This window comes from Pseudomonas sp. 2VD, assembly GCF_005503585.1.
Lineage (GTDB): Bacteria > Pseudomonadota > Gammaproteobacteria > Pseudomonadales > Pseudomonadaceae > Pseudomonas > Pseudomonas aeruginosa.
The window spans coordinates 1-1,031 of the sequence record NZ_SCND01000688.1 but is presented as its reverse complement, the minus strand read 5'-3'; the positions used below and the strand labels follow the sequence as shown (position 1 = coordinate 1,031).

General features: G+C 63.7%; 2 protein-coding genes. Both read right to left on the bottom strand.

Translation table 11 applies throughout. From position 1 onward, the window contains the following. Positions 1-732, bottom strand: a 732-nt coding sequence (locus FFS27_RS33110) for a condensation domain-containing protein (protein ID WP_137952581.1), incomplete at its 3' end; no start/stop codon positions are given. Positions 733-743: 11 nt separating this feature from the next. After that, positions 744-1,031, bottom strand: a 288-nt coding sequence (locus FFS27_RS33105; protein ID WP_046095143.1) for a phosphopantetheine-binding protein, incomplete at its 5' end; no start/stop codon positions are given.

Below are 1,031 nucleotides of genomic sequence, written 5' to 3'. Positions count from 1 at the left end.
CACCGGCTGCTCGCCGCCCAGCAGGCCGGTCCAGTACGCCAACTGGCGCTCCTTTTCCCCTGCCTCCATCCAGCTGCGCTGCCACAGGGCGTAGTCCGCGTACTGGATCGGCAAAGCCGGCAGCGCTACCTCGAGCCCTCGACTATAGGCGGCATAGAGCTGGACCAGTTCCTCGACCATCACCTGCATCGACCAACCGTCGGACACGATGTGATGCTGGACCAGCACCAGCACATGGTCGTCCTCGGCCAGCCGCAACAGGCTCACCCGCAGCAGCGGCCCACGCTCCAGGTCGAACGGCCGCGCGATCGTCGTCTCGACCTGCCGAGCGAGGGCGCCCTCCTCGAGCGGCCCCAACGCGACGATATCCAACGGCAATGCCATGGATGCGGCGATCTCCTGGCGCGCCTCGTCGCCGTCGAGGCGAAAACGGGTGCGTAGGGTCTCGTGCCGCGCAACCAGGCTGTCGAAGCTGCGTTGCAGGGCATCCAGGTCCAGCCGCCCACGTAGACGCAAGACACTCGGGATATGGTAGGCCGCGCTTTCCGGCTCCAGTTGCCAGAGAAACCACTGTCGCTCCTGGGCATAGGAGAGCCGCAGGGGCTCGCCGTCCTGGCGCTTGAACACTGGCGCGATCTCGAAGAGATTGACACCTTGCTGCTTGAGCAGGACAGCCAATGCCTTCCTTTCCTGGGGGGAAAGGGAGCCCACCTTCTCTATGAGTGCTTGCACGCTACCGCCTCTTAGGAAATCAGTTTTTCAAGTTCATCGGCAGATAGACGTTTGAGCGCCTCCAGGGATTTAGCCAGGGCATCTTCCACCGGCGCGCTCTCGGCCTTGAGGGTCTCGACGCCGTGGCAGAACTCACCCAGTGTCTCCGCGGTGAACATCGACTTGATCGGCACCTCCAGGTGCAGTCGTTCGCGTAGGCGGCCAATGACCTGGGTGGCCAGCAACGAGTGGCCGCCAAGCTCGAAGAAGTTGTCGTCGAGCCCGACCTGTTGCAATTGCAGGACCTCCGCCCAGATCCC